This window comes from Legionella sp. PATHC035 (assembly GCF_026191115.1).
In the GTDB taxonomy this organism is placed as follows: Bacteria; Pseudomonadota; Gammaproteobacteria; order Legionellales; family Legionellaceae; genus Legionella.
Map to the genome: position 1 here is coordinate 980,113 of NZ_JAPHOT010000001.1, position 22,989 is coordinate 1,003,101.

Consider the following 22,989-nt stretch of genomic DNA (forward strand, 5'->3'; position numbering starts at 1 on the left):
GTCATGGACTTGCGATCGCTTTTTTTTCAATCAGCCACACGCTTGATACGAAAGTTACAATCATGGTTTGGCCTAATCACTCTTGGTTCGCGGGCTATTATTTTAAATCCTGATCATCAGATCCTTTTAGTAAAACACACTTATCAGCCGCATTGGCATTTACCTGGCGGTGGCGTCAAAAGAGGCGAGTCGGCTCAAGAAGCCCTGATACGTGAATTAAAAGAAGAAGTTGGTATAATTCCTACTGAGGCACCGCAATTATTTGGTATTTATTTCCATACGTACATGGGAGTCAACGACTATCCGGTCATCTTTATCGTTAAAAGCTTTACCGCTGTAAACGCCTATTCTCACGAAATTGAACAGATGGCTTGGTATGATTACGACCAGTTGCCTGAGAGGGTAAGCCCAGGAACGAAACGTAGGCTTGATGAATATTTTGCACAAAGCGCACGCTCCGATAGGTGGTGACTTATTTTATCTGGAGTAGGTTGGGCCTTGGCCCAACAAATCAATGCGGTGATGTTGGGCTAAACCCTCAACTAATATCGATATTGCTCAGGTTTATAAGGACCATTAATCGCCACACCTAGATAGTCTGCTTGTTCCTTGGTGAGTTGAGTCAATTTTGCTCCGATTCTTCCTAAATGCAAACGGGCTACTTTCTCATCTAATAATTTGGGAAGAACATAGACATCTCGGCCATATTGAGCCGCATTTTTAAATAATTCGATTTGAGCCAAAATTTGGTTGGAAAAAGAGGCCGACATCACGAAGCTTGGATGACCTGTAGCACATCCTAAATTAACCAAGCGTCCCTCAGCCAGAAGAATTAAACGCTTACCGTCTGGAAATATTATATGATCAACCTGTGGCTTAATATTTTCCCATTGGTATTTCTTTAAACTCTGAACATCAATTTCGGAATCAAAATGACCAATGTTACATAAAATAGCCTGATTACGCATACGCTGCATGTGCTCATGAGTCACTACATGGTAATTACCGGTAGCAGTAACCACGATATCTACCTGCTCGGCAACATCATCCAGAGTCACAACACGATATCCCTCCATTGCCGCTTGCAACGCACAAATAGGATCAATTTCGGCGATTAAAACAATCGCACCCTGGCCACGCAATGCCTGCGCACAGCCCTTACCTACGTCTCCATAACCTAAAATTAGAGCTACTTTGCCAGCAATCATCACATCAGTAGCTCGTTTTATTCCATCCAATAAAGACTCACGACAACCGTACATGTTATCAAACTTGGATTTAGTAACTGAATCATTCACATTAATCGCAGGAATTTGTAAGGTACCGTTTCTGGCCATTTCATACAATCGGGCGACACCAGTGGTTGTTTCTTCAGAAACTCCTTTAATTCCTGATAATAACTCCGGAAATTTTTGATGTACGATTTGGGTCAAATCACCCCCATCATCCAGCAATAAATTAGGAGTCCAATGATTCGGCCCGGAAAGCGTTTGCTCAACACACCACCAATACTCTTCCTCAGTTTCACCTTTCCAAGCAAAGACAGGGATACCCTTGGCTGCTATGGCTGCGGCAGCATGATCCTGAGTAGAAAATATATTACAAGACGACCAACGAACCTCAGCACCTAAAGCAATTAATGTTTCGATCAATACGGCTGTTTGAATCGTCATATGCAAACAACCTGCTATACGGGCGCCTTTTAAAGGCATTTTTGCAGCAAATTCTTCACGCAAAGCCATTAATCCGGGCATTTCAGTTTCAGCGATCGCTATTTCTTTGCGCCCCCAAGAAGCCAGAGACATATCTGCTACTTTATAATCGTTTACCATAGTGCTTCCTGCTCCTGCTATATTGGCTAATTCCATTAGAGTCTCCTTTATAGGGCTTTACGTAACTCCGTCACTTTATCCAATCGTTCCCATGGAAAATTCTCACGTCCATAATGGCCGTAAGTTGCTGTTTGTTTGTAGATTGGGCGAAGTAAATCGTGGTGTTCAATAATGCCTTGTGGCGTTAAATCAAAATGGGTATGTATTAATTCAATGATTTCACTATCTTTTAAACGGCCTGTACCAAAAGTTTCAACAAAAATAGAGGTCGGTTCAGCCACACCAATTGCATAAGAAATTTGTAACTCGCACTTATCGGCCAATCCTGCTGCAACGATGTTTTTTGCCACATGTCGTGCCGCATAAGCTGCAGATCGATCGACTTTAGAAGGATCCTTACCCGAAAAACATCCGCCTCCATGTCGCGCCATACCGCCATAGGTATCTACAATGATTTTGCGGCCAGTAAGTCCACAATCTCCCAAAGGACCACCTATAACAAAACGACCTGTTGGGTTGATGAAATAGCGGGTCTTATGAGTTAACCATTCGGCGGGTAACGTTGTTTTAATAATCTCCTCCCGTACCGCCTCGATTAAATCACTGTATCGAATTTCAGCCGCATGTTGCGTGGAAAATACTACCGTATCCACTTCAACAGGAATTCCCTTTTCATATTTTAAAGTTAATTGACATTTCGCATCAGGCCGTAACCAGGGTAATGCGCCTGATTTACGTAAATGAGCTTGTTTTTCCATCAAACGATGAGCGTAAGCAATAGGAGCAGGCATGTAGACATCCGTTTCACGACTGGCATAACCAAACATTAAACCTTGATCCCCAGCGCCAAGAATTCGTGTTTCTTGATTATCAACACCCTGGGCAATATCAGGAGATTGTTTCCCTATAGCAGAAAGTACGGCACAAGATTCCCAATCAAATCCCATTTGTGAGCTGTTATAACCTATGTCTTTGACTACTTGCCGCGTTACTGCTTCAACGTCCACCCACGCTTTGGTAGTAATTTCTCCACCAACTAATACCATTCCTGTTTTAACGAACACCTCACAAGCGACACGCGCAGCGGGATCTTGTTGTAAAATGGCATCTAGAATTGCATCAGAAATCTGATCCGCGATTTTGTCAGGATGCCCTTCAGAAACCGACTCTGAAGTAAAGACGTGACTGTCATTCATTAGTTAATCCTCTTTAAATTTTTATATATCCTATTTCATCAACTGTATAAATTCATTAAATATTATTTCTATATCATGGGGTCCAGGGCTAGCCTCAGGATGTCCTTGAAAGCCGAATGCTGGCTTTTCCTTATGTTTGATACCTTGCAGGGTATTATCAAATAACGAACGATGCGTAATGGCAAGGCAATCAGGCAAACTCTCTTCATCTACTGCAAATCCATGGTTTTGGCTGGTTATAAAAACACGTTTTTGCCCTTCAGTTTCAATGACAGGATGATTTGCTCCGTGATGGCCAAACTTCATTTTTTTGGTCACTCCGCCACAGGCTAAAGCCAAAATCTGAAAACCCAAGCAAATGCCAAATAAAGGAATATTACGAGCCAAAAATTCTTGGGTTGCCCGAATGGCATAGTCACAAGCTTGTGGATCTCCTGGGCCATTTGATAAAAATACCCCGTCAGGATTCATCGCTAAAACTTCTGCAGCAGAGGTTTTTGCTGGTACTAAAGTTAAATGACACCCTTTGTCATGCAAAATACGTAAAATATTGTGCTTTACTCCAAAATCATAAGCAACCACGTGGTATTGTTGCGGCTGAGAGCCTTTACCCCATTCGCCTTGTCCCTCATGCCAGCGCTCTATGGTTTTTCTAGAAACTTCTAAAGCCAAATCAACTCCCTGTAAACCAGCGAAGGAGCGTGCTTTTGCCAAAACCAGCTCGGGATTGGCTACATCGGTACTAATGCATGCACCGACCGCACCATGCTCTCGTAAGCGAAGAGTCAAATCGCGGGTATCGATGCCTGCAATGGCAACTACATTATTTTTTTTGAGCCAATCAGGAAGAGATAATTCTGCACGATAATTACTATGGATTATAGACGAATTACGAATCACCAAGCCCGCAGCCCAAATTTTATTAGATTCCATATCTTCATGAGTACATCCTGTATTGCCTACATGGGCTGTAGTCAAGGTAATGATTTGGCGTGCATAGGAAGGATCCGTAAGCATCTCCTGATAACCGGTTAGAGACGTATTAAAAACCAACTCTCCGACAGAATCGCCTGTTGCTCCTACCGAAATTCCTTCGTAAATGGTGCCATCGGCTAACACTAAAATTGCTGGTTGGTTCATCATGCTCTACTCTGTTAGTTATTCAAAGTGTCTTTTGAGCGGCCTTGGCGAATCCGTAGCTTAGGTAATCGAAGCGCAACTACTGTTATCCCTCATTGCATGTGCCATGAGGTCTAAAAGATTCCGATTTCGTTTCGCTTCAACCTGGACCACAATCAATAACGATTAAAAATCCCGCAGCCAGAAAGCTCAAAAAATACACATTTAGACAAATGTGTGCAATTGTAACTTACTTGCTTCAAAATTTCATGTCTTCAAAGAATTTTTTCACACCTGCGAACCAAGAATTAGAGCGTGGCGAGTGTTTTCCTTTAGCATTTTCCAGTGATTCTTGAAATTTGGTTAATAAATCTTTCTGCTCGCGTGATAAATTCACTGGGGTTTCCACAACTACCTTACATAATAAATCGCCTTGACCGTGCCCGCGTACGGATTTCATCCCCTTTCCTCTTAAACGAAACACTTTACCGGTTTGTGTTTCTTCAGGAATCTTTAAAGTAACGCGTCCTTCAAGGGTTGGTACTTCTATAGAGCCACCCATGGCAGCGATAATGAAACTTATGGGTACTTCGCAATGCAAATCATTTTCATGACGGTCGAATATAGTGTGTTTTTTTACGCTGACTTGTACATACAGATCGCCTGGTCCTCCCCCATGCATACCGGCTTCGCCCTCTCCGCTTAAACGAACGCGGTCGCCATTATCTACCCCGGCGGGAATTTTAACTGTCAGTTTTTTGCTTTCACGGATTCGCCCCTGACCATGACAATCGGAGCAAGGATCAGAAATAATAGTTCCTTCACCATGACAGCTAGGACAGGTTTGCTGAATGGAGAAAAAGCCTTGCTGAATTCTGACTTGTCCCATACCATTACAGGTTTCACAGGTCTTTGGCTGAGTTCCTTTTTTAGCACCACTTCCACTGCACGTAGCACAAGTACCATGTCGAGGAACAGTAATTTGTACTTCTTTACCCAGCGCAGCCTCTTCAAGGGTTAATTGGACGTTGAATTGTAAATCAGCGCCGCGTTGGCCACGAGATTGCCGTCCGCCACTGCGTCCACCTGAAAAGATATTTTCAAAAATATCCTCAAAGACATCGCCAAAACCACCAAAACCGCCAAAACCGCCAGGACCACCTCTCATGGAAGGATCAACACCCGCATGACCGTATTGATCATAGGCTGCACGCTTTTGTGGATCAGAAAGAATGCTGTAAGCGTATTGGATTTCTTTAAACTTTTCTTCAGCAGCAGAATCGTCAGGATTACGATCTGGGTGATACTTCATTGCCAATCTACGATATGCCTTTTTAATTTCGGCATCACTTGCAGTTCGACTTACCTCTAAAAGTTCATAATAATCCCGCTGTTCCATAACTACTCACATATTAAAAATTAAAATGGACAATGTAGCGTGATACGCACAATGTCACCGCCTCAAGCTAAGAATCCCTTCTCCCACAGGGAGAAGGGAAATTCATTAACTTAATGGCAGTGACATTATGCGCACCCAGGCTACATTCCTAGACGATTAAGTCACCATATGACTGATTATTTCTTATCGTCTTTAACTTCCTCGAACTCAGCATCAACAACCCCTTCATCCGCTTTGGTTGATTCTTGAGCTGATGCGTGCTCTTGCTGCGCTTGACCTTGTCCTGCTTGACCTTCAGATGCTTTTTTAGCATAAACTCGTTCAGCCATTTTTGCAGAGGCATCGCTTAACACTTTTAATTTGTCTTCAATTTGTGCTTTATCGCTGCCTTGGGTTGCTTCTTTTAACTCAGCAATGGCTTTTTCTATACCTTGTTTCTCATCTTCAGCGAGCTCAGCAGCCAAGTCTTTCATGGATTTTTCACAGCTGTGAATCAAACTATCAGCCTGATTGCGTAGCTCTGCCATTTCCTTAAATTTCTTGTCCTCTTCAGCATGAGACTTAGCATCTTTAATCATGGCTTCTACTTCTTCATCACTCAAACCACTGGATGCTTTAATCACAATCGATTGTGCTTTGCCAGTCGCTTTATCTTTAGCAGAAACATTAAGAATACCATTCGCATCAATATCAAAAGTCACTTCAATTTGTGGTACACCACGTGGCGCTGGAGGAATATCGCCTAAGTCAAATCGACCTAAAGATTTATTCGCTGAGGCTTGCTCTCTTTCACCTTGCAATACATGTACAGTCACTGCTGTTTGATTATCATCAGCAGTAGAAAATACTTGATTGGCTTTAGTAGGAATTGTGGTATTTTTCTCGATGAGCTTTGTCATCACCCCACCCATAGTTTCGATACCTAAAGATAAAGGAGTGACGTCAAGTAGCAGAATATCTTTCACTTCTCCAGATAAAACTGCGGCTTGAATCGCAGCACCCACAGCAACTGCTTCATCAGGGTTAACGTCTTTGCGTGGTTCTTTACCAAAAAATTCTTCTACTGTTTTTTGTACCAAAGGCATACGGGTTTGACCGCCTACCAAAATCACTTCGTTAATTTGGGATACATTCAATCCAGCATCTTTCAATGCGATTTTACAAGGCTCAACAGTACGCTCAACCAATTTCTCAACCAAAGACTCCAACTTAGCGCGAGTCAATTTGATGTTTAAGTGTTTTGGTCCTGTAGCATCAGCCGTAATGTAAGGCAAGTTCACATCTGTTTGTTGTGCTGAAGACAGTTCAATTTTCGCTTTTTCAGCTGCATCTTTCAGACGTTGTAATGCCAATGGATCGTTATGCAAATCAATGCCAGTATCTTTTTTGAATTCAGAAGCCAGATAATCAATTAAAGCCAAGTCAAAGTCCTCACCTCCCAAGAAGGTATCACCATTGGTTGCGAGTACTTCAAATTGGTGTTCTCCATCAACTTCTGCAATTTCAATAATTGAAATATCAAAAGTACCACCACCGAGGTCATATACAGCAATGATTGAATCACCACGTTTTTTGTCCATACCGTAGGCAAGAGCTGCGGCAGTCGGTTCGTTAATAATACGTTTGACTTCAAGACCAGCAATCCGTCCTGCATCTTTGGTAGCCTGACGTTGGGAGTCATTGAAATAAGCAGGTACGGTAATTACCGCTTCTTTCACTTCTTCGCCGAGGTAATCTTCTGCAGTTTTTTTCATTTTACGCAATACTTCAGCTGAAATTTGTGGTGGCGCTTTGTCTTGGCTTTTCACACGAACCCAAGCATCACCATTATCCGCTTTAATGATTTTGTAAGGTACCATTTTGATATCTTTTTGCACTACAGCGTCTTCAAAACGACGACCGATCAATCGCTTAATTGCAAATAAAGTGTTATCAGGGTTGGTTACAGCTTGGCGTTTTGCAGATTGCCCAACCAATACCTCACCATCATCAGTATAAGCAACGATGGAAGGCGTGGTGCGGTGGCCTTCACTGTTTTCAATTACCTTAGGTTTATCACCTTCCATTACCGCAACACATGAGTTGGTGGTACCTAAGTCGATTCCTATAATTTTAGCCATTCTATTCATGCTCCAAATAAAGTAATTTCTAATGCGATGAATGTTATATGGGGCATAACCTGTCGATTTCAACCCATATAATTCACATTTTTATTTTTTTGCTACGACAACACGCGCCGGTCTAATCACTCGATCGCTCAATTTATATCCTTTTTGGAATACCGCGAGGACTGTATTGGGTTCAGCACCAGGGGCATCTTGCATCGACATCGCTTCGTGAAGCTGTGGATCAAAAGGCATACCTACAGGATCGATTTGTTGCACCTCAAATTTTTTCAATACATCCGTAAAAAGCTTTAAAGTTAATTCTAAACCTTCCCTCATCGATGAGTCTTCCGCTTTAACAGCCAATTGTAACGCTTGCTCTAGACTGTCAATTACAGGTAACAAATCCGAGATCAACTTTTCAACGCCATAGCGATGCGCATTAGCTACTTCACGCTCGGCACGGCGACGTACATTATCGAGCTCAGCTTGAGCACGCACTGCTTTTTCCCAATTTTCATGAGCCTGTTGTTCCGCAAGAGTCAGTTTTTCACTCAACTCGATATAGCTTGGATGGTCCAAAGAAGGTTCAGGATGTGCTGTTTCTTCGGTTAATTCCAAAGTATCCTCATGATCACTGTGTTCCGATTCTTTCGATTGATGTTCTTCATTTTGATGTTGTTCTTTAAATTGATGCCAATTTTTTTTGTCTTGTTTACTCATGCAAATTACTCCTCTCCACAGCCTAGCAACGTAAAAACCACAGATGGGGGCAACCAATAAGATTTCAAGCCCTTAATTATTTTTATTTTATTGTAGCCTGGTGAAGGCTAATCCATAACCCTGTTTTTTATGGTCATCCCGAAGGCAATCAGAGATGAGGAGCACTCCAGCAGCAGGGTCCAAGCTACCTACCTTAGAGAATAATCATTAGAATAATAAGCCGTTTGCTTGCAGTATGTGTTCATTTATTCCATACTTAGACTCAAAAAAGTTACATGGGTTTTTTATGCAAAAATGGTCGCCTAACTCTTGGCTCCAATATTCTTATTTACAAGCTGCAAATTACGCGGATGAAGAACAGTTAAATAAAATTGTAGAGCAACTGAGCCTTTTACCCCCACTTGTTACCAGCAGTGAAGTAAACAATTTGAAAAAAGAAATTGCACGTGCCGGGCGTGGAGAGGCGTTTATTCTTCAAGGTGGCGACTGTGCTGAATCATTTAATGATTGTCGATCAGAAATCATCAGCAATAAATTAAAAATCATCTTACAAATGAGTTTGATTCTATTGCATGGCTTGCGAAAACCTATCATTCGTGTGGGACGAATCGCAGGCCAATATGCAAAGCCTCGGTCTTCAGATTATGAAACAATTGAGGGTATTACTTTACCTAGCTATCGGGGTGATCTCGTGAACTCCCCGGAATTCACCCAAGAAGCACGTGAGCCTAACCCCAAATTATTGTTGCAAGCCTACAGCTGTTCGGCCATTACTTTAAACTTTATTCGCGGCCTACTCGACAGTGGTTTTGCCAGCCTCAATCATCCTCAACAATGGAATTTAGGCTTTGTGGAACATTCCAAACAAAAAGAAGAGTACCAAACGCTGGTTAAATCAATCGCTGATGCTTTAGATTTTTTGGATACCATTGATGGAATACAGTCCAGTAATTTATCCAAGGTGGACTTTTATACTTCTCATGAGGCTCTGCATTTGCACTATGAGCAAGCATTGACACGTCAGATGGAAGATGGTTTATGGTATAACCTCTCTACACACCTGCCCTGGATTGGGATGCGTACAGCACAGATCGATAGCGCCCATTTGGAATTTTTACGTGGTGTAGAGAACCCTATTGGGATCAAGGTTGGACCAGGAGCAACTCCAGAATGGTTGGAAGAAGTATTGCAAAGATCTAATCCCAAACGTGAAGAAGGACGTCTTTTGTTATTCACTCGTCTAGGAGCAAAGCACATAGATAGGTTACTGCCCCCTCTTATCGAAACGGTAAGGAAAACAGGAGTTCCAGTTACCTGGTCTTGTGATCCTATGCATGGCAATACAGAGACTACATTGGATGGCATTAAAACCCGTCACTTTGACAACATTCTTTTAGAGCTGAAACAAGCTCTGGAAATTCATCGCAATATGGGCAGTTATCTCGGTGGCGTTCATTTTGAGCTAACAGGGGATAACGTCACAGAGTGTATTGGTGGCGCTCGCGGGTTAGCCGCTGATGATCTAAAAAAGGCATATCATAGCCTTGTTGATCCCCGGTTAAACTATGAACAATCAATAGAAATGGCCATTCAATTGAGTCGACAATTTAGGAACGAATAGCGCTCTATGAGTCGTAGAACCTTTCGTTCCTACACATGACATCGTTCTTGTCGCTAATTATAATTTGGTCTAGCCCACTCATCTTCATCACAAGTAGTGCTTACCATAGTTCTATAAATATAAGAAGCATCAATTGTTTTCGTATAAAGATGCTCTTCAAATAAGTTCTCGGACGCACTTAGAATAAGATTCTTTAACAAATCTGCTTGTGATGTAACTGGATTTGATTTTAAAAAATTTGCTGTAAATTCCGGATAAAGAGTACAGAGCTCCGATAGGCTTTTATTAAAAGGGTTTTCACTACCACTGAATTGATTATAAAACACTAAATACGCTTCAGTATAAGCGCGTAAGGCACGCTTCTCTTCTTTCTTATCTACTTCCTGAGTGTATTTTTTTCTTAACAGTGACACTAATTGACAATAAAGTGAATCAAACGCGATTATTGCTTCCTGATTATCAGCAGATAGGTTGAGATAAAAAGGGTTTAGAAACTCTTTATTTTGAATCGTTATTTTCTTTATGCTACAAAACGGTACAGCTAAGGCGATATGCTCTTTTTCTTGTTCCATTCGAGCAGGTAAAGTGCGGTTATTTTCACGATAACTTGCATGGACATCAACGATATAATCAGAGAATAAAGTAGGGTCGATAGTAATAATGCTTTCCCTTCCCCACTTTGATGCAATCCGAACATCTTCTGACATACTCACCATATGAAAATCATTAGATAAGTTAGTTAATTTATGCAGTCTTATTTGCTCCATATCAATTACTTCAGGGAAACATTGACAAAAAACCCCGGTAATTAGGGTAGGCATGAGAAAAATTATTTCGGGAAGATGCTCATCACCTCGATATAATGTTTTGATTGCAGGAGAAGTTTTTTCAACATGTGAAAACGCCACACATGAAAAGGATTTCATCTTGTTATTAGGAAAAAATGCTGGATATTTACTTTGCATAAGCTGTTTAATGGCAGGATCATATTGCGCAATAATATAACACATTGATCACAATAATTAAATAATGTCAGCGCACAATACTCTTGGCAGATGGATGTGTTGGACAGCGAAGCTAAAGGGACTTCCGTATGTATCCCTGATGCATGGCACACTTCGTTTTAAGCCCATCATTTTTCTCTAGCATTATTTTTAATTCTCATCGAAAATCTTTCCACCATCCATCTCCTTGACATGTAACCATTTGGTTACATATAATATGAATATGGACAACGATCTTATTTTTAAAGCACTGGCAGATAAAAGTCGACGTACCTTGCTTGACGCATTATGTGCTCGCAATGGCCAAAACCTTAATGAGCTGTGCGAACATTTGAGCATGAGCCGGCAGGCAGTTATGAAACATCTTCATATTCTGGAAGATGCGAACTTGGTTGTTGTTCATTGGGAAGGCCGAGAAAAGTTGCACTATCTCAATCCAGTACCATTGCAAGAAACCTTTGGGCGCTGGATCGCAAAGTACGAACGTAATCGACTACTCGCTTTAGATAACTTGAAAAATATTTTAGAACACGACAAGTCATCATCGTCACCTAAAAAAAGGAAATGAAAATGAACATGAGCAAACCACAATTCGTTTATACAACTTATATTCAAACTACCGCTGAAAAACTCTGGGAAGCCTTAACGAAGGGCGAATTTACTAAAGAATACTGGGGTGGTTTTCGCATAGAAAGTGATTGGACTGTAGGATCATCTATGAGGTTTTATGCACCCGACGGCAGTTTGATCCATTCAGATAAGGTATTACGTGCAGATAAACCAAGGGTACTTTCATACAGTTGGAAGCCGTTAATGGAATCGATGCCTGACGAACCCGCATCCACTGTTATTTTTGAACTTGAACCCGAAGGTAATCTGGTGAAATTAACCGTCACACACAGCGGCTTCCCAGAACAGTCCGAGATATTACCCAAAATCAGTTACGGCTGGCCACTTGTTCTTAGCAGTCTTAAGAGCTTCTTAGAAACAGGCAGAGCGTTGGCTTATTCGTTCAAGTCTGATTGCAGCAATAAATAAAGTGACAAAGGCGCAATACCCAGGATCTTGCTTACTATAACTCTTGTACTGCCTGGGTCAGGCGAAGGAAAAAGCTAATTTAACCTCCCTCACCCAAGCCCTCTACCGAAATCGGGAGAGGGGATGATAGTAAATTTTATTTTTTTATCGACTCACCCCTCTGGCAAAAAGTGACTTTGTAAATTTTCTTTTTCTATCCCATTACCCCTCTGAGGAGAGGGTTAGGGTGAGGGGTATTGAGCCCTCTACTCAAATTCATCAGCTGTCGTAGCTCTTTCTCGGATAAGTTGATCATTCACTATACGGCCGACTACAACAGAACCACCTTCACCGACTGATTCCCAGGAATTCCGATGAATTAAACTCCCTCGAGTAACACATCGAGGTCAAGTGATGAACTTTTTCCAAGCTTTTTCCCATGCTCAGTGAGAAACGCTTCAGCAGCACGACGTCCTTCATCTCGCAACATGAGCAAAAAGTCCCATTCGGCATTGAGCTTGGACGAATAACTGAGTTCCAGCATCAGGTCACTGCTCACTCGGTGTATTCGCATGCCCGCCCATTTAGCCCCTTCGGAATTACCAGGGTGTGCCAATTGCCGTAACAAAGCAATCATGCGAAGCTCTTTAAGTAATACAGTGTTAAATGACACTTCATTCAGGCGGTTTAGGATATCTCGGGCGGACCGAGGAAAACCTGGTCGTGTTACGGGATTAATTTGTACTAAAATCGTATCTTGTGATTGACATTCTCGAACAAGCGGTGTAATTGTCGGATTTCCTGAATATCCTCCATCCCAGTAATACTCTCCATCGATCTCCACAGCCTTGAAAATGGTGGGTAAACATGCCGAGGCAAGAAGCACATCAGGGGTAATTTCGTTGTTGCGAAATACTCTGCCTCTACCGGTACTCACGTTGGTTGCGGTCACAAATAATTTGATTGAGCTTTGTGATAACCTTTTGAAATCAATGAGTTCTGCTAAAATATTGTGGAGTGGATTAACCCCAAATGGGTCGAGATCATATGGAGAAAACAATCGAGACAGTACATCCATGGTAATAAAAAAAGGAGAATGATCCAAAGACCATTGCCCTAGCATCATATCTAGAGGACTGCGTTGCAGGGGACTAAAGCGCGCGGCATCAGAAACATTCTTCCAGAACAATTCGAGCGCATCGCGTGCCCCTCGAGGACCATCTTTGATATATCCGTCAGCAAGAACCACCGCATTCATGGCTCCTGCAGATGTACCCGAAATACCATCAATTCCGAGCTTCCTTTCCTCTAATAAACGATCGAGTACGCCCCAGGTAAACGCACCATGAGCGCCACCGCCTTGTAATGCTAAATCAACAAGAATTTCATCAGCTATTTTTTGAGAGTGAGCCATAATGTAAGACATCCATTTCTTTGATTATATTATTGAAGAATCCATCTCTTCATAAGCAACAATTTATTGCCCTAAATGAAATTTCCCTTTCCCCCTTAGGGAGAAGGTGTTCCATGGGGCGGATGGGGGTTTTGATGATGGCTAAAGAACCCTATCCGATCCTGCCCTCTCCTACAAGCGGGAGAGAAATTTCTTCATTGGATTGTATCAAGTATTGCAATCCATCATCACATAATCCATTCGATCTAACCTAGACAAAGGCCCAAAAAATCCGGGTCAAAAAAGAGCTACCGCATCGCCATTAGTCCACCCCATGTTTCATTTATTATAGCCTGATTACCGCAAAAAGCAGGCTATAAACGATCTTAATTTTGGTGATAATAAGGACTCAATTCCTGAACTGCTTCGATCATAGCGGCAACATGTTCAGGAGGGACGTCAGGAGTAACCCCATGGCCTAGATTAAACACATGTCCTGAGCCCGCTCCGAAAGATGCTAAAACCTTTTTTACTTGCTCTCGAATACATTGCTTTGAGGTTAATAATACCGAAGGGTCAAGATTCCCTTGTAACGCAACGCGATCCCCAACTCTGCGTCGAGCTTCACCTAGATCACACGTCCAATCGAGTCCTAGTGCATCACATCGGGTAACAAGCATTTTTTCTAACCATTGCCCTCCCCCTTTAGTAAATACTATAACCGGGATTTCAGGGAAGTTGGTTTTAATTTGGTGTACAATTTTCTGCATATACTGGAGAGAAAAATTTTGATAATTCTCTGGAGTTAAAATCCCCCCCCAAGTATCAAAAAGCATGACTGAATTAACTCCCGCTTTGATTTGCTCCATCAGATAATCTGCAACTGATGCTGCCAATTTACTCAGTAAAATATGAGCAGCCTCACTTTCAGTGTAGATCAAAGGTAAAATGCGCTTAAACTCTCTCGTGCTTTTCCCTTCAACCATATAACATGCTAAAGTCCATGGACTGCCTGCAAAACCGATTAGCGGAAGCTCTTTAGGCATTTCTTTGCGGATCAAACGCACCGCATTCATCACGTAAGCCAAAGAATCAGGCTCCGGGATTCGTAAGTTGGCGATTGCTTGGGTATCTCGTATTGGATGTTGAAAACACGGTCCTTCGCCTTCGACGAAATATAAACCGAGCCCCATCGCATCAGGAATAGTCAAAATATCAGAAAATAAAATGGCTGCATCCAATGCGTAACGACGCAACGGCTGTAAGGTGACCTCACAAGCCAGTTCAGGATTCTTACAAAGACTTAAAAAATCACCAGCCTGTTCTCTGGTCTTGCGGTATTCAGGTAAATAACGCCCTGCTTGACGCATCATCCATACTGGAGTTCGCTCTACAGGTTGTCGTCTTAAAGCACGTAGGAACAAAGAGTGATCCAAATCATACATCATAGTATCCCAACAGAATCAAAAGGCCTTAATGCTATCATAAATATAGCCAGAATTGTTTCTGAATTTGACTCGGATAAGACTTGCACACATAATCGGTAGCTATTTATCAGTTAGAGTCTATGATGGGATTAATTAAAAATTCTTCGCAATCGATTGGAGCAGGATACCCCAAGAACACTGGCAGGTTAAAACACGTGGTGGGTAGTTCTGAAAAACTCCCCATAAGAGTTGCTCTTATAGGCGATTCTACAATAGACAATGGAAACTGGGTGAATAAAAATAAATCTTATGCAGATAAATCAGGTACAGTCACCCATCAAACTGCAGTTGCACTTTCTCTTACCTCAGATTCTTACGATATAGGAAATTTTGCCGTTGATGGCGCAACTACCGATGATTTATTGTCTTATTGTGCATTGGATAAAGTACTGCCCAGAGATGAAGATCATAACAGCTCTAAAGTACACCAACTGAACGCAGTGACGGAATGGAAACCCGATGTTGTGGTGATAAGCGTAGGAGGAAATAATTATCGAGAAGCCCTGGCAAACACCTTAATGCAGGAAATGAATTATCCTCAACTCCTTCTAAGAATTACTCCAGAGCATGCAAAACCAACCATTCACTCAGCGTTTGAACAAGTCAAAACAAACATATTAAAAGATTATAAAAAAATAATTGATGAATTAATTGAGAATAATCCACAAATGAACCGTATTGTTCTTTTGTCTCAATATTATCCTTCGATTACTCAATTAACTCCTTATTTTATTTATACTGGATTTTCGCATTTGGCACGTGCTGAAGGAAAAGGCCGCGCTCCTTTTACTGTAGTTGAAGAAACGATGAATGAACTCTATCGGCAAATCCTAGACTATGCAGCGACTAAAGATAAAGAGATTGTTTTTGTTGATACAACTTCTTCATTAAACCCTTTAGGCGGAAAGCATACCTTGCAGATTGAGCCAAATGAACAAGGTTCTGAGATCATGGGACGATTGATTGCCGGCGCGATTGAATATAAATTTCCAGAGCTTCTTATGGAACAGGATGAAAAATCCATCCCTAGAATTTATCTGAGTGCTGATGAACGACAGATTCAAACACAGGTTTTAAGTAAAAAAGAGATAGAAACTTTTAGTGTCAAAAGTATAGGACAATTCATCAGTGAAAACCGATATCGCCATTTAGGCTTATTATTTTCCCCAAAATCCAGTTTAGCTGTGCGTCTTGAAAGCGCTTATCACACGATTACAGGCAAGCAATTTGATGATGAATATACCGGCTTGCCAGCCTTTGGTTTATTGGATATAACTTTAGTGCCCATAATGGCTTCTTATTTATGGCGGGTTGCCGTAAATGAAAACGTTCATTTCTCCTTGAGAGTAATCGCAGGTAGCGTTGCTTCCCCAATTCTATTAGGGAAAACGGTTCTTGGTTTATCATCCATGCTCACACTTTCCCTGCCCATACTTGGATACGATAAAGCAGCGCACGTACTTGCAGACCCGAATACGGATCAAAACAAGGACTCAGAGACTAAGGGACTGCAGGTATAGCTAATTGGTTATCCCGAAATGCATCAGGGTACATTGTAGCCGGGATTAGCATAGCGTAATCCTGGATCTTTTATCGTCATTCTGATGACAGGGGGACATGTTTTTCCCGATTATGCTCGCTAATCCGGGCTACAATACATCCTGTTTTGTCGCTCTATACAGCATACTAATTATTTAGCTAAAATTACCCGTAAATAAACTTTTGGATTAGCAGGAATCACATTGGATACCTTAAATATCAAAGCCCTTAATGTAAGCACCAAAATTGGTGTTTATGCATGGGAACAACGTATTCTTCAACAATTATTAATTGATATCAGTATTGATACCGATTTCAGTGACTGTCAGGAAGATTTAAGTAAGACCGTAGACTACGAAGCACTTTGTAAGAATGTTACTCTTTATGTAGAATCAAAATCCTTTCAACTCATTGAAACAGTTGCCAATGAAGTTGCGGAGTTAATCAAAAAACAATTCAATGCTTCTCAAGTTACAGTGGGAGTCAGCAAACCTCATGCAATCAAAAATGCAGGAACCATTCAGGTCATTGTGCGGCGTTGAACACATATTGGGGAATTCTTCAAGTCTAGCCTGGGTTAGGCGAAGCCGTAACCCGGGTTTCAGATAAAAAATCATGCGCCCGGAACCTGTTTAAGGCTTCGCCCAACCCAGGCTAAAGATTTTTAGCCGCCTCGAGTAACCATACCGTTTAGACGTTCATTTCTAGCCAAATTCACCTGCGCTTGCTGTGCAAGGGCTCGATTAGAATAGGGTCCTACCACTACACGGAACCAATTCCCTTTTACAGGATGGCTTACAGGGATGATGTATGCGCCAAAACCCTTAAGAATCAGAGAGCCTTTCATTTGTTCTGCATCTTTACGTGCTTTAAAAGAAGCCACTTGCACTAAAAACCTTCCTTTCTCAGTTGAAGAAGCATTTGATTGCGGTGGTGCTTTTGCCGCATTCTGTCTCTCTGCTGGCGTTACTGAGGGTGTTGTGTTGGAAATACTACCTGATGCAGTTTTTGGGGTTGCTGTAGATACTGTCGCTGCCGCCGTTACGGTAGTGACAGGGGCATTTGTTGTCGTAGGCTGAGCCGAAGCTGTAGGGTTAGCATTGGGTTGTGAGCTAGGAACTTTTTCATTAGTGAGGAGTGTGTAAAACTCAAATTTTGGTTTAGGGGGAATTGCTGCGCGTTGTGCTTCTGGTTTGGATGCTTCTTTTTTCATTTCATGATGAGCCAAAACCTGAGTATTGACCCAATTGCTTAGCATTTCAAAATCAAAAAAAGAAGCGGTTAAATAACCTAATAAAAAGGTAAAAGTAATCACTAGAAGCTGGTGAGGCCCATTACCGCGCGACCGTGAAGAACGCCTATTACCATATTCTCTTGTCATCACATACTCTCAGGAGCTGATACGCCCAATAAGTCCAAACCATTCTTTAATACCTGACGCACTGCCTCGAGCAAACAAAGCCGGGCGCATCGTAATTGCTCATGCTCACACAAAAGTGGAACAGCATTATAATAACTATGCAAGCCATTGGCTACTTCACGTAAATAATAAGCTACTTGATGTGGCTCACAATGTACAGCTGCTAATTCGACAATCTCAGGATAACGGCCAATTAAAGAAATCAAATGAGTTTCATGTGACTGTTCTAACAAATCGATATGTTTTAGGCCCAGAGCCTTATCCCAAGATAAGCCTCGTTCCTTCAATTGTCGTAACACAGAGCATATTCTTGCGTGAGCATACTGAATATAATAAACCGGATTATCACTGGACTCTGACTTAGCTAAATCCAAATCGAAGTCCATATGTTGTTCTGACTTACGCGCCACATAAAAGAAACGCGCTGCGTCATTGCCTACCTCATGACGCAACTCTCTTAACGTGACAAAAGAACCACTGCGTGTGGACATTTGTACCCGCTCAGAGCCACGATATAAAATAGCAAATTGCACCAGCAATACATCCAGTGCACTCTCATCATGTCCTAAAGCTTTAACCACGGCACGTAAGCGAGTGATATACCCATGATGATCCGCACCAAAAATATCAATTACCCGATCATAACCTCTATCGTATTTATTCCAATGGTAAGCTACATCAGAGGCAAAATAAGTAGTGTGACCATTAGCACGCACCAGTACGCGATCTTTTTCATCGCCAAAATCAGTTGCTCTAAACCATAGAGCACCTTCTTTTTCAAAAGTATGACCACTGTCCTTAAGCGCCTGAATCCCTTTTTGAATGGAACCATCTTCAAAAAGAGACTGTTCGGAAAACCAACTATTATAGTTCACGCCAAATTCGGCGAGATCATCTTTGATGTCATCAAGAACCGTATTTAATGCATGTTGATGAAACAGAGCAAAAACATCGGTACCTAATAATTGTTTTGCACGGACCACCAAAGCATCGATATAAACTTCTTTGTCTCCACCATGCGGTTCATCAAGGGGTAAACCTTCAATGACAGTAGCCCATGGATGCACATATTCCTTCCCGTGCTCGGATAAAAATTCCTGTGCAATTTCAGAAACGTAATCCCCTTTATACGCATTGGCAGGAATAACCACAGGTTCACTAGCAAGTTCCAGGTAGCGCAACCACACACTGGCAGCAAGAATGTTCATTTGCCGGCCAGCATCATTCACATAGTATTCTAAAGTAACATCATAACCGGCTGCCTTTAAAACATTTCCTAAAGTAGCGCCAAAAGCTGCTCCCCGTCCGTGCCCTACATGCAGGGGACCTGTTGGATTCGCAGAAACAAATTCAACCAATACTTTTTGATTTTGACCAATAGTGCTTCGTCCAAAATGCTCCCCTTTTTCCAATATTTCACCAATAATTTGAGAACGAGAGCTATTGCGTATGAAAAAATTAATAAACCCTGCCCCAGCAATTTCTACTTTTTCTACGGCAGAGTCAGCAGGTAAAGCCTGCACTAAAAGCTCGGCTATTTTGCGAGGTGCCTGGCGACATGGTTTTGCTAAAATTAAAGCCAAATTACTGGCAAAATCACCATGAGCAGAATCTTTTGTACGGTCAACCTTAAGCTCAATATCTAAATCAGCAGGTATTTCACCCGATTTTTGTAAGGACATTAAAGCCTGTTTTAAAAGCTGCTCTACAGTATGTTTCATGCTTCTCAGTTTTCCATCAAAAAATGATGCTATTATGCGCTTTTTTGCACCATATGAAAAGGTTTTATATCTCCTCATAGTGGTACAATGTGCTGTCGAGCTAAAAAGTAGCACATTGTTACTGTACAAACAAAATAGGACGCCATAATTATCGATGCGATTACTCGCAAGGATGATGCACAGAGTGTACTTTGGTGATTGAGAGACGGAGTGCGGGCGGACCTTTCAAGGTACCCATTTTTTGATGGAACCAAATCAAAAAGGTGGGTTTCAACCAGGATGAAGAAATTTCTAGATATTTATTGAGTCCTGCATCTGAGTTACACTTAAAACATTAGCTCTTTCAATATCAGTAATAGCGTGTTATTTAACCCATGTGAATCGCTAACCGGAATCGGACCAACGCTTGCCGCAAAACTTGCTAAATGCGGTATCCATGTTGTGCGTGATTTGCTGTTCCACCTCCCTTATCGGTATCAAGACAGAACTCGTGTAACACCCATTCAAGATTTAAGGCCCAATGATTGGAGTGTCATTGCAGGACGCGTGTGTAAAACAGAAATTAAACCCGGTAAACGGGCAATGCTGCATTGTTATGTCGAAGATAAAACAGGAATCATTAAGCTTCAGTTTTTCCATTTTAATAAAAGTCAAATCAATAACCTAAAGAACAGTACAACGATTCACGCCTTTGGTGAAGTCCGTGAGTTCAATAATACCCTGACCATGACCCACCCCGAATATCAATTACTTGATGATGAAGAAGAATGCCAGGTTAATGAAACGCTGACTCCAATTTATCCGAGCACACAAGGGTTAACCCAAACTCGATTAAGACAACTGGTGAATATCGCTTTAAAACGTTGTGAACAAGAGCTTCAGCAATTGGAATGGATGAGTGACGAACAATTGCGGACTTATCGTTTTATCCCGGTGGGCGAGTCAATTCAGTTACTGCATAATCCCCCCCCAGATATCTCCATAGAAGCCCTTGAACAAGGGCAACATCCCGCACTGAAACGATTAGTTTTCGATGAGTTGCTTGCACAACGCCTTAGCATGCAGTTTGCAAGGAAATCACGAAATGCACTCCGTGCAGTCGCGTTGCCTGTTGAACAAAACTTAAAGCAACGTTTTTTAAACTCGCTTCCGTTTAAACTCACCAATGCGCAGCAAAGAGTTGCAGAGGAAATCAGCCAAGATTTAATACAAACAAAACCCATGCTGCGCTTAGTACAGGGAGATGTGGGCGCCGGGAAAACTGTTATTGCTGCTCTTGCCGCATTACAAGCCATTGCAAATGGACAACAAGTTGCATTTATGGCACCAACAGATTTACTGAGTGAGCAACACACCAACAATCTAATCCGTTGGTTGGAACCTTTGGGTATAAAAATATTAAGATTAAGTGGAAAAATGAAGCTAAGTGAGCGTCGCATGGCCTTTGCTGCACTTGCAGATCATAGTTGCCAGCTGGTTATTGGTACGCATGCCTTATTTCAGGAAGCCGTTAATTTTGCTCGTTTAGGGTTAGTCATTATCGATGAACAGCATCGATTTGGCGTAGAACAAAGATTGCTTTTGCAACAAAAAGGGCAACAAGAACAACTTATTCCTCATCAGTTATTAATGACAGCTACCCCTATCCCACGTACCTTATCGATGACCCACTTAGCCCATTTGGATATTTCGATAATTGATGAATTACCTCCTGGACGTATACCCATTGCCACTGCCGTATTGAACCAAAATAAACGAGAATCAGTCATTGAACGATTGGAGGTTGCTATAGCCAGTGGACGACAAATCTATTGGGTTTGTACCCTGATTGAAGAATCAGAAAAATTGCAATGTATGGCAGCTACTGAAACAGCCCGGGCGTTACAAGAGCAACTGCCTGCTGCTCGCGTAGGTCTGGTCCATGGACGAATGAAAGCCATAGAAAAAGAAGCGACTATGGCTGCATTTAAAAGTGGTGAAATTAATTTACTAGTGGCCACGACAGTGATTGAAGTTGGAGTAGACGTCCCCAACGCCAGCCTAATGATTATAGAAAATGCTGAACGTTTGGGTTTATCTCAACTGCATCAATTACGGGGTCGTGTAGGAAGAGGTAGTGCACAATCTCATTGCATTTTGCTTTACCAATCCCCTCTCTCGCAACACGGTGCGGAACGATTAAAAATTATGCGTGCAACCAATGATGGATTTATTATTGCAGAGAAAGACCTGGAGTTAAGAGGTGCTGGCGAAGTACTAGGAGTCCGGCAAACAGGCTATCGTCAATTTAAAATTGCTGACCTACAGCGCGATCGCGACTTGCTCCCTCTTTTGCCCTCGATAGCAAAACAATTAATAGAAGACTCACCTCAAACTGCTTACGATTTGACCCAACGATGGTTGGGTGATTTTGAACAATTTTTGCAAGGATAAAAATATTTTTAAAAATACTCAAGTCAAGACTGTTTTTTATTTTTTTCTTTGTTAATATACTCGACCCGATTAGGTTATCCTCCAAAACACCAATTGTGGATAACTTCATTTAATATAATCTACACTCCCAATCAAACTCTTAGATCACAATCCTAAAAACCCTTATTGTAAAAGACTTATCGACCATTCTCTATCCTTTAGTCAAAAAATTATTTATCCACAAAATCTGTGGATAATCCTGTGAACATGATGTAAAACACCTTATAAAATCAGTCTCATTGAAGCGTGATTCAGAACTTTCCAAATTGCTTCTAAAGTTTGACCTGTAAGAATTCTTATCTTTGCTCGTTGCACCCGGGATAATGAGTGACTTAGCCAACCGAACAAAATCAAACCATCATCAATTGAAATGACCAGCATCATTTTTTTAAAATACCCCAAGTCAAGACTGTTTTTTATTTTTTTCTTTGTTAAGATAGAGGGGCAATCTCATCATGCTTTCAAAGCACATCCTGTGGATAACTTTCCTGGTCACATCGGTTAATAACAACCCAAATTTCCTTCTGGTACTCCCAAAACCCTATTCCACAAGGCTCAGCACTTATTTACTCTTTTTTTGCTCCAAAAACATTTATCCACAAAATCTGTGGATAATCCTGTGAACATGATGTAAAACACCTTATAAAATCAGCCTGTTTTGCCTCTGCTTCTGAACTTTCCAAAGTGCCTCTAAAATTTTGCATCGATAAAAAACCTTTTAATTTTTATTCTTCTTCAGTTTTTAATCAGTAAATTTTTTAAACATCATCATGAATTAATTTTATTGAGAATAAAATTTTTTAAAAAATACCAAGTCAAGACTGTTTTTAATTTTTTTCTTTGTTAAGATAGAGGGGCAATCTCATCATGCTTTCAAAGCACATCCTGTGGATAACTTTCCTGACCATATCAGTTAATAACAACTCAAACTTCCTTCTAGC

General features: G+C 41.4%; 18 protein-coding genes. 7 read left to right on the top strand and 11 right to left on the bottom strand.

Features of this window, described 5'->3' with window-relative positions; genetic code table 11:
* The first annotated feature begins 42 nt into the window (after nucleotides 1-42).
* Nucleotides 43-471, top strand: coding sequence for an NUDIX domain-containing protein (locus OQJ13_RS04395; protein WP_265709440.1), 429 nt, complete (start codon nucleotides 43-45; stop codon nucleotides 469-471).
* A gap of 71 nt (nucleotides 472-542) precedes the next feature.
* Here the strand turns inward: OQJ13_RS04395 and ahcY are convergent, their stop codons facing one another.
* The 6 genes from ahcY to grpE form a co-directional block, all read right to left on the bottom strand.
* Nucleotides 543-1,868 (bottom strand): adenosylhomocysteinase, encoded by a 1,326-nt coding sequence (gene ahcY, locus OQJ13_RS04400; RefSeq protein ID WP_265709443.1) that lies wholly within the window; start codon nucleotides 1,866-1,868, stop codon nucleotides 543-545.
* An 11-nt stretch (nucleotides 1,869-1,879) separates the two neighbouring features.
* Nucleotides 1,880-3,028 carry a methionine adenosyltransferase gene (gene metK / locus OQJ13_RS04405; RefSeq protein WP_265709445.1) on the bottom strand — a complete coding sequence of 383 codons (1,149 nt, stop codon included), beginning with the start codon at nucleotides 3,026-3,028 and terminating at the stop codon, nucleotides 1,880-1,882.
* 30 nt (nucleotides 3,029-3,058) lie between these two features.
* Nucleotides 3,059-4,171: a glutamine-hydrolyzing carbamoyl-phosphate synthase small subunit gene (carA, locus tag OQJ13_RS04410; protein ID WP_265709447.1), complete on the bottom strand. Its 1,113-nt coding sequence runs from the start codon at nucleotides 4,169-4,171 to the stop codon at nucleotides 3,059-3,061.
* A gap of 235 nt (nucleotides 4,172-4,406) precedes the next feature.
* Nucleotides 4,407-5,546: a molecular chaperone DnaJ gene (gene dnaJ, locus OQJ13_RS04415; RefSeq protein ID WP_265709449.1), complete on the bottom strand. Its 1,140-nt coding sequence runs from the start codon at nucleotides 5,544-5,546 to the stop codon at nucleotides 4,407-4,409.
* Nucleotides 5,547-5,722: 176 nt separating this feature from the next.
* Nucleotides 5,723-7,666 carry a molecular chaperone DnaK gene (gene dnaK, locus OQJ13_RS04420; protein WP_265709451.1) on the bottom strand — a complete coding sequence of 648 codons (1,944 nt, stop codon included), beginning with the start codon at nucleotides 7,664-7,666 and terminating at the stop codon, nucleotides 5,723-5,725.
* A gap of 90 nt (nucleotides 7,667-7,756) precedes the next feature.
* Nucleotides 7,757-8,374, bottom strand: coding sequence for a nucleotide exchange factor GrpE (gene grpE / locus OQJ13_RS04425; protein WP_265709452.1), 618 nt, complete (start codon nucleotides 8,372-8,374; stop codon nucleotides 7,757-7,759).
* 286 nt (nucleotides 8,375-8,660) lie between these two features.
* Here grpE and OQJ13_RS04430 point away from each other — a divergent pair, with 286 nt between their 5' ends.
* Nucleotides 8,661-9,995 (top strand): 3-deoxy-7-phosphoheptulonate synthase class II, encoded by a 1,335-nt coding sequence (locus OQJ13_RS04430; RefSeq protein WP_265709453.1) that lies wholly within the window; start codon nucleotides 8,661-8,663, stop codon nucleotides 9,993-9,995.
* 53 nt (nucleotides 9,996-10,048) lie between these two features.
* On the opposite strand, the gene OQJ13_RS04435 is transcribed toward OQJ13_RS04430, so the two are convergent.
* Entirely contained in the window at nucleotides 10,049-10,960 is a 912-nt protein-coding gene (locus OQJ13_RS04435) for a hypothetical protein (RefSeq protein WP_265711885.1), read from the bottom strand.
* A gap of 256 nt (nucleotides 10,961-11,216) precedes the next feature.
* On the opposite strand from OQJ13_RS04435, the gene OQJ13_RS04440 reads away from it, so the two are divergent.
* Nucleotides 11,217-11,567, top strand: coding sequence for an ArsR/SmtB family transcription factor (locus OQJ13_RS04440; protein WP_028379867.1), 351 nt, complete (start codon nucleotides 11,217-11,219; stop codon nucleotides 11,565-11,567).
* Nucleotides 11,568-11,569: 2 nt separating this feature from the next.
* A complete protein-coding gene (locus OQJ13_RS04445; RefSeq protein ID WP_265709455.1) occupies nucleotides 11,570-12,037 on the top strand; it encodes an SRPBCC family protein in 468 nt (155 codons plus the stop codon).
* A gap of 358 nt (nucleotides 12,038-12,395) precedes the next feature.
* Here OQJ13_RS04445 and OQJ13_RS04450 read toward each other — a convergent pair whose 3' ends face one another.
* Nucleotides 12,396-13,430: a patatin-like phospholipase family protein gene (locus OQJ13_RS04450; protein WP_265709456.1), complete on the bottom strand. Its 1,035-nt coding sequence runs from the start codon at nucleotides 13,428-13,430 to the stop codon at nucleotides 12,396-12,398.
* Between the two features lie 365 nt (nucleotides 13,431-13,795).
* The gene (gene hemE, locus OQJ13_RS04455; protein WP_265711886.1) at nucleotides 13,796-14,854 is read right to left on the bottom strand and encodes a uroporphyrinogen decarboxylase; all 1,059 of its coding nucleotides are present in this window, start codon (nucleotides 14,852-14,854) and stop codon (nucleotides 13,796-13,798) included.
* Nucleotides 14,855-14,979: 125 nt separating this feature from the next.
* Here hemE and OQJ13_RS04460 point away from each other — a divergent pair, with 125 nt between their 5' ends.
* Both OQJ13_RS04460 and folB read left to right on the top strand, forming a co-directional pair.
* Nucleotides 14,980-16,416: an SGNH/GDSL hydrolase family protein gene (locus tag OQJ13_RS04460; protein ID WP_265711887.1), complete on the top strand. Its 1,437-nt coding sequence runs from the start codon at nucleotides 14,980-14,982 to the stop codon at nucleotides 16,414-16,416.
* 222 nt (nucleotides 16,417-16,638) lie between these two features.
* Nucleotides 16,639-16,977, top strand: coding sequence for a dihydroneopterin aldolase (gene folB, locus OQJ13_RS04465; RefSeq protein ID WP_265709458.1), 339 nt, complete (start codon nucleotides 16,639-16,641; stop codon nucleotides 16,975-16,977).
* Nucleotides 16,978-17,099: 122 nt separating this feature from the next.
* On the opposite strand, the gene OQJ13_RS04470 is transcribed toward folB, so the two are convergent.
* Both OQJ13_RS04470 and argS read right to left on the bottom strand, forming a co-directional pair.
* The gene (locus tag OQJ13_RS04470; RefSeq protein WP_265709459.1) at nucleotides 17,100-17,816 is read right to left on the bottom strand and encodes an SPOR domain-containing protein; all 717 of its coding nucleotides are present in this window, start codon (nucleotides 17,814-17,816) and stop codon (nucleotides 17,100-17,102) included.
* Complete coding sequence (argS, locus tag OQJ13_RS04475; protein WP_265709460.1) at nucleotides 17,816-19,576, bottom strand: arginine--tRNA ligase; 1,761 nt, start codon at nucleotides 19,574-19,576, stop codon at nucleotides 17,816-17,818. Before argS ends, OQJ13_RS04470 begins: the two co-directional genes overlap by 1 nt.
* A gap of 360 nt (nucleotides 19,577-19,936) precedes the next feature.
* On the opposite strand from argS, the gene recG reads away from it, so the two are divergent.
* Nucleotides 19,937-22,009: an ATP-dependent DNA helicase RecG gene (gene recG, locus OQJ13_RS04480; protein ID WP_265709462.1), complete on the top strand. Its 2,073-nt coding sequence runs from the start codon at nucleotides 19,937-19,939 to the stop codon at nucleotides 22,007-22,009.
* Nucleotides 22,010-22,989: the final 980 nt, after the last annotated feature.

What these genes read in the sequence shown, in the direction of transcription:
- ahcY (WP_265709443.1), bottom strand. Translation starts at nt 1,868, where the DNA reads ATGGAATTAGCCAATATAGCAGGAGCAGGAAGCACTATGGTAAACGAT.
- metK (WP_265709445.1), bottom strand. Translation starts at nt 3,028, where the DNA reads ATGAATGACAGTCACGTCTTTACTTCAGAGTCGGTTTCTGAAGGGCAT.
- carA (WP_265709447.1), bottom strand. Translation starts at nt 4,171, where the DNA reads ATGATGAACCAACCAGCAATTTTAGTGTTAGCCGATGGCACCATTTAC.
- dnaJ (WP_265709449.1), bottom strand. Translation starts at nt 5,546, where the DNA reads ATGGAACAGCGGGATTATTATGAACTTTTAGAGGTAAGTCGAACTGCA.
- dnaK (WP_265709451.1), bottom strand. Translation starts at nt 7,666, where the DNA reads ATGGCTAAAATTATAGGAATCGACTTAGGTACCACCAACTCATGTGTT.
- grpE (WP_265709452.1), bottom strand. Translation starts at nt 8,374, where the DNA reads ATGAGTAAACAAGACAAAAAAAATTGGCATCAATTTAAAGAACAACAT.
- OQJ13_RS04430 (WP_265709453.1), top strand. Translation starts at nt 8,661, where the DNA reads ATGCAAAAATGGTCGCCTAACTCTTGGCTCCAATATTCTTATTTACAA.
- OQJ13_RS04435 (WP_265711885.1), bottom strand. Translation starts at nt 10,960, where the DNA reads ATGCAAAGTAAATATCCAGCATTTTTTCCTAATAACAAGATGAAATCC.
- OQJ13_RS04440 (WP_028379867.1), top strand. Translation starts at nt 11,217, where the DNA reads ATGAATATGGACAACGATCTTATTTTTAAAGCACTGGCAGATAAAAGT.
- OQJ13_RS04445 (WP_265709455.1), top strand. Translation starts at nt 11,570, where the DNA reads ATGAACATGAGCAAACCACAATTCGTTTATACAACTTATATTCAAACT.
- OQJ13_RS04450 (WP_265709456.1), bottom strand. Translation starts at nt 13,430, where the DNA reads ATGGCTCACTCTCAAAAAATAGCTGATGAAATTCTTGTTGATTTAGCA.
- hemE (WP_265711886.1), bottom strand. Translation starts at nt 14,854, where the DNA reads ATGTATGATTTGGATCACTCTTTGTTCCTACGTGCTTTAAGACGACAA.
- OQJ13_RS04460 (WP_265711887.1), top strand. Translation starts at nt 14,980, where the DNA reads ATGGGATTAATTAAAAATTCTTCGCAATCGATTGGAGCAGGATACCCC.
- OQJ13_RS04470 (WP_265709459.1), bottom strand. Translation starts at nt 17,816, where the DNA reads ATGACAAGAGAATATGGTAATAGGCGTTCTTCACGGTCGCGCGGTAAT.
- argS (WP_265709460.1), bottom strand. Translation starts at nt 19,576, where the DNA reads ATGAAACATACTGTAGAGCAGCTTTTAAAACAGGCTTTAATGTCCTTA.